This window comes from Puniceibacterium antarcticum (genome assembly GCF_002760615.1).
Classification (GTDB): Bacteria; Pseudomonadota; Alphaproteobacteria; order Rhodobacterales; family Rhodobacteraceae; genus Puniceibacterium; species Puniceibacterium antarcticum.
Genome location: NZ_AWWI01000178.1, coordinates 1 through 13,114, shown reverse-complemented (window position 1 = coordinate 13,114; position 13,114 = coordinate 1). Strand labels below are relative to the sequence as shown.

Here is a 13,114-nt window from a genome sequence, read left to right as displayed (position 1 = left end):
GCTCTATGTCCAATAACCTTGCGTTATCGGACGTAAAAATGATATGCTCAAAAACATGGGTTGTCGCTTTAGTTTCATGGCCGGACTCGCCCAAAATCAGCCCTCTCGTCCTCGAAGTTTCCATTCCATCGGGGGACTGGGCTCTTGCTCAATCGCTGGACTCGTCTTGTGACGATGTCGATCGGGTCCTCTCCCTTGCTGATTGCTGCCCTGCGCCCGTAGGGTGCCCGCGGGATCGGCGCGGCACGTCTGAACAACCGCGCGGCCGCCTCAGGCATTGTCGCCATTGGAACCATCCGTTCTCCAAAGAGATCGCCAAGGATAACCAGCGTCAAGACACGCCATCGTACGGAAAGATGCTGGAGCGGGGCCGGCGCGCCTACGGCGGCTCGGGCCTCGAAAGGACAGTTCCATCCCTCTTGATCGAACCAAAGCGCCAAGACAGGACGCGCAGCACCCGCCCGATCAAGCGGTGCCCATAGCGCGCGTATTGTCCGCTCCAAGAGAGCCAGGTGACCCTTATCACCATTGATGATCCGCTCGACCTGCCGCTGAAACGTTAGAGTGCCCTCTGTAAATGCCGTGTCTGCACGATCCGCCCGCGCCCCTCCCCTGCCTGTGAGAAGACACTCGCATTTGGCGCAGAACACCCGAAGCAGACCCGTGCGCAACCTGAACGAAGTCCGCAGGTGGGCACCGCATTCAAGGCAGCGGTCCCGCAGCATCTCTTTGTGAACCGGGCAAACAACCCGTTCAACCAACCTCCAATCAGCCCGAATATAGGCGTCCCGCCCCACCGCGACATCCGCATCAAAGCAGGCAAAACATACGGATACACCTCCCCCTCTCGCACTCGAAATCCAATCGCGCGGCCGGTTGTGGTGCCTAAATTTCAATGAAAGGCGTTCGAGGCGCGCAGGATCGATCCTGCAGCCCCGCGCCCAAATCTTTAGTAGTTCCGGGTCAGGCGCTGTGTCATCAATCTGGCGTAGCAACGGTAGGGTATCCCTCTGCCCTGCCATATACGCCGTCATGTCAGGCACCTCCAAACCATAGCGAGAGGCGACCCGGACCATCCAAGAGGAGAGCAATTCATCCCGAAACGGGCGCGGCGCAACGGGAAGCCGGATCGCTGCTGTCATGCCGAAGCCTGGGGTTGCGGGGTTTGGCGCGGCCGACGGCGATTGCTCTGCGTCATCGACACCAGCGGCAGTACTAGATCATCTCCGAAACTCTTGGCGTCGAGTCTCTCCCGGCCAGAGTGAACGGCTGCTTCCGCCGCGGTCTCGATCAAACGGAATATGCGCGCCGTTACACCAGAGGTCAGCGCATGGACCCGTGCCCTGGTCGCGGTGCCCGTCAGATCGGACGGCTCGCGCAGCGGCAGGATGTGCCCGAGGCTTTTCAGAAGTCCGGCAAAGACGGCATCGTTCTTCCAGGGCTTGAGGTGAAACGCTTCGAACCGCTCCGCCAATTGCGCATCCGTCAGCAATGCCTGGCGGGCGAGGTCGGTCCCTGCGCAGACCAGGGGAATCCGCAGATCGTTGGCGAGGAATCTTATGGCATTGAGGAAAATCCGCTGCTGCCTATATGTCCCGGCCAGCATGCCGTTCACCTCGTCGAGAATGATCATCTTCGCCCCGACCGTTCGCAGCAGCGAGCGGCAGACATCTTTCTCGCGGGCCAATGTGCCCCCGGCCATTGCCGGCGCGCCCATACTGGACAGCAATTCGCGGTAAAGATCCCGCTCGATCGGCTCGGAGGGTACTTGTGCAACCACCACTGGGCGATGATCGACGCCGGTTACCTGACAGAACTTTGGCGGGTGATCACGTTCAAACTTGCGCACGATCTTGGTCTTACCCATGCCTGTGTCGCCATAGATCAGCAGACAGGGCATCCGGTCGCGCGGCGGATAGGTAAGCAAGTTTTCAAGGCGTCCAAGCGCCAATCCCGCCTGATCGAAGCCGATCCAGCGGTCAGCCCTGATCCAGGCAATACGCTCTTCGTCCGAAAGGGCAGCGAACCGTCGATAGTTCGGATCGAGATGTGCGAACTCCCCTGCCCCGCTCACGACCATTCCTCCACTTCGAAACTGGGCACATTGAGGATGTCACCAGATTCTGCATGTTCAAGGTCGTTTTCTTCGATCGCGGCAGGCTCGACGTTAGCCAGTGCCCGATCTCGCCGTTCCGCAAATCGTCTGGCTTCCCGCGTTTTGCCTGATGCGGCATCAACCAAGGCCCGCTGCTCTTCGATCACTGCGAAAATCAGCTCTTCGTCCTCTAGCGATCGACCCCGCTGGCGCAGAACTGTCTGCGCGCGGCGATGCTCTGCCAAAGTGATCGGAGGGTGCCGCAGATCGGCAAACCGCACAGGGTATCGCTGACCATCCGGGCCCCGCACGAACACGGTGGACAGGTCCCGTGGATCGTAGGACACACGCAACTGTCGCCCCTGCCTGCCAGCCCAAATACTCAGAACATCGTCCCAGTATCTTAGGCCGAACAGGTGGATACCATCGCGGCGCACCATACGTTCGACAGCAGGCAGAAAGTCGATCCGAAACCCTTCTGGATCATAGGGGTGTCGCAAGGCCGCATCGCGTCTCTGAACGGCCTCCTGCCAAGCCGCAATCGGTGGAATACCCAAGGATCGGTGCCGTTCAGCATGATAACGGGTGATTTCAAGAGCAAACCACCGCTCCAGCTCATCCCGCGTCATCGACGAATTTGCTACAGAGTCATAGTCACCACGGTCTTTGATGTTGCTAAATGTCGACCCGGGCAGCAAATGTGCCGCCCCCATCATCGTTCCGATCAGCCGCTCGATATGACCGCCGTAATGTGGCGATCCGATCGGTCGGTACTGCAGCGAAATCCCATGTTCTTCAGCACCACGCCGCATTGCCTTTGAGCGGAACTCCTTGGCGTTATCGACATGAATGGTCTCAGGTAACCCCGACGTCGGCCAGTTTGCATCAATGCCCAAACCGTCCAGCCAATCCAGTTTGGGCTGCACAAGATGTTGGACCGCCAAAGAAACCGACAAGGCTGATGGCGGTTCCAGTGTCAGATAAAACCCAGCAACCATACGGCTGGCAATGTCGATGGCCAGCGTCACCCAAGGCCTTTGCAGGGGCTTGCGGTGGGAACGGTCTACAACGATGACATCCACCAAAGTGTGATCGATCTGGACAACCTCGAAAGCCCGCTCAATCCGATAGGTTCCGGCGACAGGATGATAACGACTACGGGCTGCCTTGGCCCCCTCGCGGGCCGCCACCAATTCGGCAGGGTCTATCGCGGCTACACGGTCGCGGACAGAGGTCCAGCACGGAGCGCGCAGGCCCTGTTGACCGCAACGCCTGCGCACTTCCTTGTACAACGCATTGATGCTCGGCTTCTGACGGGACTTGAAGAAGTCCTCAATTGCCGCTGCAATCACGGCCTCGATCGCTGCCGGCAACCGCCTGCTGCCCGTTTGGGTCCCCGGCGCGCCTGTCAGGAGAGAACTGGTGATCGGCCGCGCCTTATAAGCTCTGATTAGATCGTAAAGACGGGATCGTTTGAGACCAAGTTCCCGGCAGGCCGAGAGGAATTCGCGGCGATTAGGTTTGGCCATGCTCGCCAGCCTTCGTATCACTCCTTCACGCGCAACCGCCTGTTCCCATGCCGCATCATCTACGGCGTTGATGTCTGAGCGATCCACCATGGCCAAAACCCACAAAAAGGTATCTTATGTCCGATAATGAAACTATAATCCGGGAATGAAACAGAAACATGAATATAATAATATCAATGGGTTAGATTCCAATGATGAAACAAGAACGACAGGTTAGTCTCACAAATAACAGCACCAAAATCGCGGGTTCTTACGGGTCTGAGTCTGAGATTTCGAGCTCAGCACCTAATACCGCGCCGAACAGTGACGAGCGCGACGAGAGAACCTCTCGGGACGGAGCCTCAATCGCTCTGCCCGCTCATGTGGCCGGCTCCGGCTCGCTCGACCGGCTGATCGACACCGCCCGTGGCTACGCCGAGGCCTCGACAGCCGGGAACACGAACAAGGCCTATGCGGCCGACTGGAAACACTTCAGCCGCTGGTGCCGGTTGAAAGGCACGGAACCTCTACCCCCTGCGCCCGAGATGATTGGACTTTATGTGGCTGATCTGGCTGCACCAACCGGGAAGGCCCCTGCCCTTTCGGTCTCCACGATCGAGCGCCGTCTCTCGGGGCTTGCCTGGAACTACAGGCAGCGCGGGTTCACTCTTGATCGCAAGGACCGGCACATCGCCACCGTTCTGGCCGGGATCAAACGCAAGCATGCGCGCCCGCCGGTCCAGAAGGAAGCGATCTTGCCTGAGGACATCCAGGCCATGGTGGCCACCCTTCCTTTCGATCTCCGCGGGCTTCGAGACCGGGCGATCTTGCTTCTGGGCTATGCAGGCGGCCTGCGCCGGTCGGAGGTAGTCAGCCTCGACATACACAAGGATGATACACCGGACACCGGCGGCTGGCTCGAGATCTTCGACAAAGGCGCGCTGCTGACGCTTAACGCCAAGACCGGGTGGCGCGAGGTCGAGGTCGGGCGCGGCTCAAGCGACCAGACCTGTCCCGTCCACGCGCTTGAGCAATGGCTACACTTCGGAAGCATCGACTTTGGGCCGGTCTTCGTGCGCATCTCCCGGGATGGCAAAAGCGCCCTCGAGGCGCGCCTCTCCGATAAGCACGTCGCGCGACTGATCAAAGCGACCGTTCTAAAAAGCGGCGTCAGGTCCGATCTGCCGGAAGCCAAACGGCTGGCAATGTTCTCCGGCCATTCCTTACGCGCCGGGCTCGCCTCGTCGGCAGAGGTTGATGAGCGCTATGTTCAAAAGCAACTCGGCCATGCGTCGGCCGAGATGACCCGGCGCTATCAGCGCAGGCGCGAAAGGTTCAGGGTGAACCTGACCAAAGCCGCAGGGCTGTGAAGCTCAGGAATCTTGACGCGTTGGTGAAGCGCTAAGATGAAATTCCAGCGCTTCAGTTTCAGCTTACTGCTTCAATTGAAATCGGGAGCTAAACGCGACAACCACAGGTCGTCCTCAGACGCCTGTTCGACCTCCTCAGCATCAATGGAGAGGGCGTCGGATTCATTATACGCTGAAGGGGTTCTAGGCATCATATGTGCAAAATACTGCTATTTTGCATTTTACCCAAGGGTTTTATCAGAGCGCGCCTGTACACCTTATTTAGCACGCGCGCGATGGTCTGCGAGAACTCTCTGATCGCCCTCTGCGTATGGAAACCAAGGGCTTTCCGTTGAGCAGGGCCACAGTGAGCGCCCTTGCATTCGCTTATAAACGGTCGTTTAGTAGCGATGTATGTAACTGCAAAAGACTGTTTTGATGCCCCTGATCGGTTATGCCCGCGTATCGACCGAAGATCAGACCCCCCTGCCCCAGTCGCAGGCCCTGAAATCCGCAGGCTGCGCCGAAATCCATGAAGAACAGGCCTCGGGCGGCAATCGTGCGCGGCCGGTGCTTGCGCGGGTGTTGGAGCGCATCGGCAAGGGCGACACGCTGGTGGTCGTGCGGATTGACCGCCTCGCGCGATCCCTGTCGCATCTGCTGGAGGTGATCGAGCGGCTGGAGGCCAAGGGTGCGTTCTTTCGTTCCATTCAGGACCCGATCGACACCGGATCCCCGCAAGGCAAGTTCACGCTGCAGGTTCTGGGCGCCGCGGCCGAGTTTGAGCGGGCGCTGATCCGGGAACGTACCAAGGCGGGGCTGGCGAGCGCCCGTACCAAGGGCCGGGTCGGCGGGAACCCTGGACTGCGGGCCAAAGACCCTGCTGCTCTTCGCAAAGTGCGGCTGGCGCGACAAGACGGCTACATGGAGCGTCTGAACGAGACGGCACAAGATTGGGTGCCCCATGTGCGCCGGTTGCGACCCGACTTGGCCTGGGAAGACGTGGTGCGCATCATCAACGGCCCATTGCCCGAGGCGCGTCGCTGGACCCAAAGCCGTCTCTTGCGCGCTGTGAAGGCCTATGTCCGCGACGGCTTCCTGCCTGCTGAGGTGCTGGCCCGCGCCGGGCGCCGCGAAACCGACGACCGTCTGCCCGCCATCGTCGCCGGCATCAAGGGCGCGGACCCCGACATCACGCTTCAAGCGATCTGTGAACGGCTGGAATCTATGCGCGAACGCACGCCCCGTGGCCGAACGCGATGGCAGCCCTCATCGGTCAAGATGCTGTTGGAGCGAGCCGAGAGACTGGGAATGATTTAAGAGACTCAGATTCGTTCCTTGGAAGCAAAACCGCCTATGTGAATCGGGTACATCTTGCGTTTAAGAGATGGCAGCAGCACAAGCACTTGACGCGCTGGATCCGCGAAATAAGATAAGTCATTGTAAATAAATGATTTCACCGGATACCGGCCCACCATTTGAAAAAATCCTTGCCTGTCAAACGCTTTCCTGACATTTTTGCGGAAGAACGCTAACCATCAGTTTCCGGCGGTTTTGCGTTCCTTCTCAAGATAGACCCGGAAGACGGGCAGCGGGACGGGCATGAACGAGCAGCGGATCAGAATGGATCAAAAGATCCAAACGATGGCGACACGTCTAAGCAAATCGCTTGATGTGAATATGCGCAAGTCGTTTCTACCTGATGAACGAAAGGCTCTCAGACGCTTCTCATCCACGGAAGTTGCCCAGATCCTCGGGGTAAGCCAAGATTTTTTGCGGAAGATGTTTTTCGAGGACAAGCTCGATCTCGGTGAAATCGAGACAGACGCCCGCGGCCGCAGGTTCTACACTGCAGAGCAAATCGATATAGCGCGCCACGAAATAGCCCGGTCAAGCACCAAGTTCCAGCATATCGTTCCTCGTCGTCGGGATGGGGAGCATATCCAGATCATTTCGATCGCCAACTTCAAAGGGGGCGCTGGGAAGACTACAACGGCAATCCATCTGGCCCAAAAGCTTGCCCTTGATGGTTATCGAGTTCTGGCAATCGATCTCGACCCACAAGCCTCCATGACCACCATGTTCGGTTTCCGGCCGGAAATCGACTTCCCTGAGGCCGGAACGGTGTACGATGCCCTTCGGTACGAGGACCCTATCCCATTTAGAGACGTTGTGCGCAAAACGTATTTCCACAACCTCGATCTAGCCGCGGCCGGCTTGTTGCTCTCTGAGTTCGAGACCGAAACCGCACACGCCCTTCGAAACAATATCAGGCCGCCGTTCTATCAGCGGCTTGCCCTTTGCATTAATGAAGTCGAGACAGACTACGACATTGTCGTTATCGACTGCCCTCCGCAACTCGGGTTTACCACACTATCGGCTTTGGTAGCGTCGACATCCCTAGTCGTCACTGTCATTCCAAGCATGCTTGACGTCGCCTCAATGGCCCAATTCCTGCAGCTCACATCCAGCCTCATGGCAACAATTGCTGATGTGGGCGCATCGCCCGACTGGGACTTCATGAGATTTCTAATCACTCGTTTCGAGCCCAATGACGGCCCCCAAACCCAGATGGCGGCATTCCTGCGGACCATGTTCACGGATGACGTTCTTACTCAGCCTTTCTTGAAATCCTCCGCAGTCTCTGACGCTGGGCTCACGCAACAGACACTGTTCGAGATCGCCAGAACGGATTTTCATCGCCAGACGTACGATCGGGCTATCGAGTCCATCAACGGGGTTGTGGCGGAGGTCGAAGGGCTCATCAAAACGGCATGGGGGCGTAAGTAATGGCCCGCAAAGTCACATTCGACATTCCCGAGGATGAAGAAAAGCAGCAGAGCTCGTCGATTTCTCCGACTCGAACCCAGTCACGAGCCCCTGCCCTTTCGGGAATGGCCCGTTCTCTTCAGGATGCGGCACAATCTTCAATTCAAGAAATCAGTACCGACCTTATTGATGATTCCGAGTTCCAAGATCGTCTGGCCCTGGATGACGAAGATGACATCAGGGAACTGGCTGAAAGCATTGACAAGCAGGGACAGCTTATCCCGATACTTCTGAGCCCCGAAAGGGGCCGGTACAGGATCATCTATGGGCGTAGGCGATTAGCGGCCCTTCGACTTATTGGCAAGCCCGCAAAGGCTCTCATCAGAGGCTTGGATGAGGATCAAGCGATTCTTGCACAAGGCCAAGAGAACAGCTTCCGAAAAGACCTCAGCTGGATCGAGAAAGCCCTGTTTGCACGTTCTCTCATAGAGTCCGGCAAGGATGAGGGACTGGTCTGTGACGCCCTCAACATCGATCAGAAAGCCAGGAAAGCCGGTGACAAGCTCACGGGACTTGCTCGCATGAAACAAGTCACTTCCTGTATTCCGACTGAACTCATCCAAAAGATCGGGGCGGCACCCGGGGTTGGACGGGATCGTTGGTATGCTGCCGCAAAGTCTTATGAGAGCCTTGGCTTCTCAGGAGATGAAGGGTTTCCGGCCGGAAACCGAGAATTCCATGATGCTCTCATGGAATCCAGAGGTTCAGGCAAGACCTCCGACGAACGCTTTGCGATCTTCGAAGGGCTCCTGAAACAGCACAAGCCCCCTGCCCCATCGGCAATCAAGACAAAACTCGGGATGGTGAAGGTCACCAAGAGAAACGTGATCATAACCGTCAAGAACGGAGATGACGGGCTTCATAAGTGGATCTCTGAGAATCCAGAGGCCGCTCTTCTCGCGTTGGCGAACGCGAAGGCCGCTGGTCCAGGGCAGATCATTACCCCAGAGAAAATGGAACCCATAGGTAACCCAGTCTCCGGCAGGGATCAGGATCTTGATGGTCCTGACATAGAAGATAACGAAAACTGAGCAGAAAGGAGGACAGGCCAGAAAAGGAAAGACCCCCCGAAAGCAGTGCTTCCGAAGGGCCTCGATTAGCTTAGACACCTGATTGATACCCCGAAGCCGAATCGTTTTCAACACCGTTCGCGGTGAACGGGGAAGCTTTTTCAGCCGATATCATCATGAGACAGGTATTTTCTCACACACCCGCCTTGGCGGAACGCTCTTCTGTACCCGGTACGAACCCGTACAGGGTCATCGAGCCGATCCGAGCGCTTCGCAAAGAACTCGGTCTGACACCAAATGACCTAGTAACACTGCAGGCCTTGATCAGCTTCATGCCGAAGAAGGCCGGACAAACAGCTCCAATGACTATCGTCTTTCCCTCAAACGCATCATTGTCTGAGAGAACGAACGGCCTGAACGAGAGAACGATTCGACGGTGTATCGGACACCTCGTGGATGCCGGGCTGATCCAGCGCAGGGATAGCGCAACCCGCAAACGGTTCCCTCTTCGCTACGGTGGATTGATCAGAGATGCCTTTGGCTTCGATCTGCAGCCAATGTATGATCGGGAAAGAGAGCTCACCGAACACGCAGAACAGCTTGTGGGCGATCAGGAAAAGCTACGGTCTCTCAAGGCGGAGGCACTGGCTCTTCGTGTCGAGGCTTTGCGCCAAGCAAAGGATGTTGAGACTGTCTCATTTCTCCAGAACGTACGAAACATCCTACGCCGTGCAACTCTCAAAGCCGACGAAATCATAGAGCTTATCAAGAGGCTGGCAGAGTTGGTCGGAGCGACTATCAGAGAGTTTCCGGCCGGAAACCATGACGCTCAGGAAACAATGCCCGACCAAATGTCCGGCGACGACGGACAAAATGTCCGGCACGTAGAACCCACAAGATTGAATATAAAAAAGGATAGACCAGAGGTGCAGTGCGCATCTGGTTTTCAGGAACGCAGAGATCCAACAATTATGGCTTGGGCGGACCTGAAAAACGTATCGGACTTCTTCCCGCATGAACCAAGAGATCATCAATCAGTTCTTGAAATATTGGCCGATGTCGGAAAACTGCTAAGAATAGAACAAGGCAGGATCTTGAAACACCTTAGAGAACAAGGTCCAGGGCAGCTCCTTATTGCACTCGACGAATTAATTCTGAGAGCCAGCACAGGACAGGTGAAAAACAACAACGCCTACCTCGACGCTATGATGAGGCAAGGAAACTGATGCTCTTGCCACATAAACTCGACCGGCCGCTGAGTCTGCTTACCATCGAAGATCAAGAGACAAATGCGGCACACTTCAAACCATACGATCATCAAGAAGAAGAATGTTGGTTTGAAGGTTAACCCAGATCACCCGCGTCAGGTGCAGGTCTGGGAAGTGATCAACTTATCATGGAACAAGAAGCCATTCCAGGTTTGCTAGATGTTCACAGACGCCTCGGCCCAGGTGGCCAACCTTACCGCCGTCTTTGTCTGTGTTAATGCTTATAACGCTGAGGGTGGCACAATTCTGCTCGATTGGCTGGTGACGGATGAAGAAGCGACCCATACCAAACTACTCTCCGAGTATCAGGCCTTGGAAAAAGAGTACACTAGACAAGATGAGCTCCCCCCAAGATCGATACGCAGCTTGGCGTGTTGGAAGCAGAGATCCAAAAGTTCGAGATCCGGCCGATAGCCTTCAATCCGAAAGAAATCGGACGGGCAGGGGCGTTCGTCACGCTCGATCGCTACGGCGCGCTGGCAGTCTATCGCGGCTACGACCACCTGACCTCGGACGAGTCCATCGAGGACGGCATCATCGCCAATGAATACACCTTCACGGAAGGAAGGCGGCGGTTCGGATGACGCATGGGAGGGCTCAACCCATCTCTTGCAGAATATCCAGAATGTATGTATATTCTGCACGAATGGAGACCCAGATCATGCAAGAGCTTCCCGAGTTCAAGGCGGCCGACCTGACGCGGCACACCAGTGACCTGTTCGACGCGGCCATTCGGTCGCCGATTGCGATCACCAAGCACCGCAAGCCTAAATTCGTGCTGATGAGCATGGATCAGTATCAGCAACTCACCCGGGGGGCTACGCAGCAGGCTCATATGGTTGACGAGATGCCCGAGGATCTCAAGGCGCTGATGATAGAAGGGCTCGAGCGGGATTTGACGCAGTCTGATGACTAAGCCGAATGCTGGAGAGGTTTTCCGCTATCCGTTCTTGTGGAAACGCGAACAGATGGCCGGTGAGACCGAGGGCCGCAAGACGCGGCCTGTTTGTATCGCCGTCACTGTCGCCAGGTCCGATAGCGAGACCGTGGTGTTCATCCTGCCGATCACCACGCAGCCGCCCTTGCCCTCGCGCAAGTTCATCGAGGTGCCACAGATCGAGTCGCAGCGCGTGGGGTTGGAAACCCATGTTCGCAAATGGGTCATGCTGGACGAGATCAACACCGATATTCTGGAGCGGTCCTATGTCTGGGAGGACCGCACACCCATCGGCACCTTCAGTTCCGTCTTCACATCCAAGATCCAGTCCAGCCTGATCGCGCTTGCCAGATCGGGCGGGGCATCGGTTGTTGATCGGCTGAAGTAATCTCGATCACCGCAGGGTCTGCCCAGCTTCACTTGTTCCCGTCGATCCACTTCGACATCAGCCCCTTGTCGCGGAAACATTCGTCCGGCACGGCGCGGCGCTTTATCCGGGCGAGGCGTTCGGCGAAGGCGACCTGCTTTGATGTCGGGCGGCTGTCCTGCGCACCCGGGTTCATCTTGGCTTGTGCGTCGATCCAGGCGCTCAAGGAGCGCCGATCTTGCTGAACCTCCCACGGCAGAAGCGTCTGGTTGCGCAGTGCCAGTGCGCGCGCATAGGCAATCTGCTTTGGCGTCGCGGGCAGGGCGTAAGTGGTGCTTTCCATCGGGGAACTCCCTTCTTAGCTGGGCTTTCAGGATAGAACATAACAGGAACAAAATCAAGCCACCTGCGGAAATCATGGGGTTTGAGAGGAAGAGGAGGGCCGGGGAAGGTCAGGCCTTTGCGGTGCCCGAAAGAGGGTGTCCGGGCCTGACCCTGTTCCTCATTGGGTTTTGATACCGGAAAGTGCTGGATCCTAGGCTCTTATGAGCTTTTCATTTAACATTCTCCGGCATCAGCTCCCCAAAGAGTGAAAGTGTTCTTCGGGTTTTGTGACTGACGGATGAGGGCCTTTGGGGTCCCTCGGATGGGTCCGGGCCGGGTTCCGGTCTGTGTTTGCCGATGAAGGACACTCCCATGCAAACAGGCGTCTTGCGCGTGTTGCGCGCGACCGCTGCCTCGTGGTGGCGACACAAGGAACTACGCCGAACCGGCCAGACGGGGCAGGCACAACGGCTCGAGCGCGAGACCGTACTGCGTGACCTCGGCTATCTGAAGCAGGCGGCGACTTTGCCAAACGCGCATGTGATCTGCGGAGAGGGCGGGACATTCATCCATCTTGGTTGGACCACCGTGTCCACCCTCGCGCCGATCGAGCGCTTTCCATTGGCCACTCTTGCGGTCGCACGAGGGACCCCGTTCATCGATATCCGACCCGTCACCGATGTCATCGCCTTCGCCAACTTCCCGCGCGTGACGCGCGACGGATCGATCGACCCTGAACCTTGCGGTCCTGGCTGGTCCGTCTCGCTGACCACCTACATCGACAGGGTCGAAGCGCTCGGCGCGCGGATCGCAAACGATCCGCGGTCCCATCAGTCAGCCTGATCACCATTTCCTCTCACCAAAACTCGAAAGGAGGCCAGCCATGGCCCGATCCCGCACGCCCAAATTCGATGCCTCCGAGGTCATCACAAACGAAATCATCCGCATCATCGAGCGCGGCGTCCTGCCGTGGCGCAAGCCCTGGACCGCAGGTAGCAGCTCTCGTCCCCTACGCGTGGGCGGTGAACCCTACCAAGGGGTCAACAACTTTCTGCTGACGATGCGGACCGTGATGGCGGGCCACAGCTCTCCCTTCTGGATGACGTTGCCGCAGGCCAATGCGTTGGATGCAAAGGTCCGCAAGGGCGAGAAGTCCTCTGTCGTCGTTTATTACGGCCAAAGCCGGAAAGACGCTGACGGCGAAGACGATCGCAGCGACAGCGATGATCGCTCCGAGGAAGCCTGCATCTTTCGCTTTCAGAAATCCTACCGCGTGTTCAATGCCTGCCAGATCGAGGGCCTGCCCGAAAGCTTCTTCCCCGACCCGGAGCCAGCGCCCGAACATCCGCCGTCCGAGCCCATCCCTCACATGCAGGCGTTTTTCGATGCCATCGACATCACAACCGTCTTCACGGGCACGGAGGCGT

General features: G+C 57.4%; 14 protein-coding genes. 10 read left to right on the top strand and 4 right to left on the bottom strand.

Annotated features, from left to right (window positions below; translation table 11 throughout):
• Nucleotides 1-74: 74 nt before the first annotated feature.
• From P775_RS24860 to P775_RS24850, 3 genes are all read right to left on the bottom strand, one after another.
• Nucleotides 75-1,076, bottom strand: coding sequence for a TniQ family protein (locus P775_RS24860; RefSeq protein WP_231886317.1), 1,002 nt, complete (start codon nt 1,074-1,076; stop codon nt 75-77).
• 62 nt (nt 1,077-1,138) lie between these two features.
• Complete coding sequence (locus P775_RS24855; protein WP_009804176.1) at nt 1,139-2,080, bottom strand: TniB family NTP-binding protein; 942 nt, start codon at nt 2,078-2,080, stop codon at nt 1,139-1,141.
• Nucleotides 2,071-3,714: a Mu transposase C-terminal domain-containing protein gene (locus P775_RS24850; protein WP_099913505.1), complete on the bottom strand. Its 1,644-nt coding sequence runs from the start codon at nt 3,712-3,714 to the stop codon at nt 2,071-2,073. The genes P775_RS24855 and P775_RS24850 overlap by 10 nt, the downstream gene beginning before the upstream one ends.
• 101 nt (nt 3,715-3,815) lie before the next feature.
• Between P775_RS24850 and P775_RS24845 the strand changes: the two genes are divergently transcribed.
• From P775_RS24845 to P775_RS24810, 8 genes are all read left to right on the top strand, one after another.
• Entirely contained in the window at nt 3,816-4,973 is a 1,158-nt protein-coding gene (locus tag P775_RS24845; RefSeq protein WP_245875856.1) for a tyrosine-type recombinase/integrase, read from the top strand.
• Between the two features lie 417 nt (nt 4,974-5,390).
• Nucleotides 5,391-6,272, top strand: coding sequence for a recombinase family protein (locus P775_RS24840; protein ID WP_099913503.1), 882 nt, complete (start codon nt 5,391-5,393; stop codon nt 6,270-6,272).
• Nucleotides 6,273-6,554: 282 nt separating this feature from the next.
• A complete protein-coding gene (gene repA / locus P775_RS24835; RefSeq protein ID WP_099828095.1) occupies nt 6,555-7,742 on the top strand; it encodes a plasmid partitioning protein RepA in 1,188 nt (395 codons plus the stop codon).
• The gene (gene repB, locus P775_RS24830; RefSeq protein ID WP_099913502.1) at nt 7,742-8,812 is read left to right on the top strand and encodes a plasmid partitioning protein RepB; all 1,071 of its coding nucleotides are present in this window, start codon (nt 7,742-7,744) and stop codon (nt 8,810-8,812) included. Before repA ends, repB begins: the two co-directional genes overlap by 1 nt.
• Nucleotides 8,813-8,967: 155 nt before the next feature.
• On the top strand, nt 8,968-10,017 hold the full coding sequence (locus tag P775_RS24825) for a helix-turn-helix domain-containing protein (protein WP_099913508.1): 1,050 nt from the start codon (nt 8,968-8,970) through the stop codon (nt 10,015-10,017).
• 413 nt (nt 10,018-10,430) lie between these two features.
• A complete protein-coding gene (locus tag P775_RS29265) occupies nt 10,431-10,643 on the top strand; it encodes a hypothetical protein (RefSeq protein WP_180287574.1) in 213 nt (70 codons plus the stop codon).
• A gap of 77 nt (nt 10,644-10,720) precedes the next feature.
• A complete protein-coding gene (locus P775_RS24815) occupies nt 10,721-10,975 on the top strand; it encodes a type II toxin-antitoxin system prevent-host-death family antitoxin (protein WP_245875855.1) in 255 nt (84 codons plus the stop codon).
• Complete coding sequence (locus tag P775_RS24810; RefSeq protein WP_245875854.1) at nt 10,968-11,384, top strand: hypothetical protein; 417 nt, start codon at nt 10,968-10,970, stop codon at nt 11,382-11,384. The genes P775_RS24815 and P775_RS24810 overlap by 8 nt, the downstream gene beginning before the upstream one ends.
• 28 nt (nt 11,385-11,412) lie before the next feature.
• Here the strand turns inward: P775_RS24810 and P775_RS24805 are convergent, their stop codons facing one another.
• The gene (locus P775_RS24805; RefSeq protein ID WP_050525478.1) at nt 11,413-11,706 is read right to left on the bottom strand and encodes a hypothetical protein; all 294 of its coding nucleotides are present in this window, start codon (nt 11,704-11,706) and stop codon (nt 11,413-11,415) included.
• A 353-nt stretch (nt 11,707-12,059) separates the two neighbouring features.
• Between P775_RS24805 and P775_RS24800 the strand changes: the two genes are divergently transcribed.
• Together P775_RS24800 and P775_RS24795 are read left to right on the top strand one after the other, a co-directional pair.
• Nucleotides 12,060-12,530 (top strand): hypothetical protein, encoded by a 471-nt coding sequence (locus P775_RS24800; protein WP_180287573.1) that lies wholly within the window; start codon nt 12,060-12,062, stop codon nt 12,528-12,530.
• 40 nt (nt 12,531-12,570) lie between these two features.
• On the top strand, nt 12,571-13,114 hold a 544-nt coding region (locus P775_RS24795), incomplete at its 3' end, for an ArdC-like ssDNA-binding domain-containing protein (RefSeq protein WP_143520997.1).

Coding starts and splice junctions, on each gene's coding strand:
- P775_RS24825 (WP_099913508.1), top strand. CDS start 8,968: ATGAGACAGGTATTTTCTCACACACCCGCCTTGGCGGAACGCTCTTCT.
- P775_RS24845 (WP_245875856.1), top strand. CDS start 3,816: ATGATGAAACAAGAACGACAGGTTAGTCTCACAAATAACAGCACCAAA.
- P775_RS24840 (WP_099913503.1), top strand. CDS start 5,391: ATGCCCCTGATCGGTTATGCCCGCGTATCGACCGAAGATCAGACCCCC.
- P775_RS24860 (WP_231886317.1), bottom strand. CDS start 1,076: ATGGTCCGGGTCGCCTCTCGCTATGGTTTGGAGGTGCCTGACATGACG.
- P775_RS24810 (WP_245875854.1), top strand. CDS start 10,968: ATGACTAAGCCGAATGCTGGAGAGGTTTTCCGCTATCCGTTCTTGTGG.
- P775_RS24815 (WP_245875855.1), top strand. CDS start 10,721: ATGCAAGAGCTTCCCGAGTTCAAGGCGGCCGACCTGACGCGGCACACC.
- P775_RS24850 (WP_099913505.1), bottom strand. CDS start 3,714: ATGGTGGATCGCTCAGACATCAACGCCGTAGATGATGCGGCATGGGAA.
- P775_RS24855 (WP_009804176.1), bottom strand. CDS start 2,080: ATGGTCGTGAGCGGGGCAGGGGAGTTCGCACATCTCGATCCGAACTAT.
- repA (WP_099828095.1), top strand. CDS start 6,555: ATGAACGAGCAGCGGATCAGAATGGATCAAAAGATCCAAACGATGGCG.
- repB (WP_099913502.1), top strand. CDS start 7,742: ATGGCCCGCAAAGTCACATTCGACATTCCCGAGGATGAAGAAAAGCAG.
- P775_RS24800 (WP_180287573.1), top strand. CDS start 12,060: ATGCAAACAGGCGTCTTGCGCGTGTTGCGCGCGACCGCTGCCTCGTGG.
- P775_RS24805 (WP_050525478.1), bottom strand. CDS start 11,706: ATGGAAAGCACCACTTACGCCCTGCCCGCGACGCCAAAGCAGATTGCC.